We start from the raw sequence: 899 nt of genomic DNA on the forward strand, positions 1-899 counted from the left end.
AGGCCTGATCCATATGAATGGGCGGATTTATGATCCGCGCCTGGGTCGCTTTATGCAGGCGGACCCGTTTATCCAGGCCGCAGCTGACACGCAATCGTATAACCGCTACGCTTATGTGCGGAATAATTCGTTAAATGCGACGGATCCGAGTGGGTATTTTAGTTTTAAAGATTTAGCCAAAATTGCCATAGTTGCCGTCGCGGCTTATTTCACAGCAGGATGGGCGGCAAATGCTTACTTTGCCGCTGGTGCGAATGCTGCTGTTGCTGCTGGTACGGTTTCACAAGCAACGTGGGTTGCTCTCGGGACACAAGCAGCAATAGTTGGAGGGGCTGTCGGTGGAGCTGTTGCAGGGGGGCTCTCAGCGGCATTGGCTGGGGGTAGTAGTAAAGATATATTGAAAGGTGTGCTATTTGGAAGCATCTCCGGGGCCGCTTTTGGAGCGATAGGGCATTCTAGCTTAGGGCTTGAAGGTAAAGCTGTAGCTCATGGCTTTACTGGCGGAATCATGTCTGAGTTACAAGGTGGAAAATTTGGGCATGGCTTCTTTAGCGCAGGGTTCTCCAAGCTAGCCAATGTGAATAGTATTGTCGGCTATGGCGCAGATAAGGCAGCAATAAGGATTGGCTTAGCAGCGATTATTGGGGGGACAGTTTCCAGAGTAACGGGAGGTAAGTTTGCGAATGGAGCAGTTACGGCAGCGATTGCTCAAACATTAAATGGTGAAAGTGATCCTAGGAATAAACGGACTGCACAAAAGGGAAGAGCTTTTGACCAGCTTTCAAATACTGAAAAACAAGCCGTATTTGCGCGACTTAGAAAAGATGCTATGAGCTTGAGAGCAGGCCTTAGAAGAGGTGACAGAGCTACTATAGATGCACTCTGTATTAATTGCTCTT

Annotated in this window: 1 protein-coding gene; it reads left to right on the top strand. The window is 48.7% G+C overall.

Going from position 1 to position 899, the window contains the following annotated elements; genetic code table 11:
* Positions 1-52 precede the first annotated feature (52 nt).
* A partial coding sequence (locus Q5Y71_RS16970) for a hypothetical protein (protein WP_306043253.1) occupies positions 53-899 on the top strand: 847 nt, incomplete at its 3' end.

The sequence above is a fragment of the Microbulbifer sp. 2205BS26-8 genome (genome assembly GCF_030731025.1).
In the GTDB taxonomy this organism is placed as follows: Bacteria; Pseudomonadota; Gammaproteobacteria; order Pseudomonadales; family Cellvibrionaceae; genus Microbulbifer; species Microbulbifer spongiae.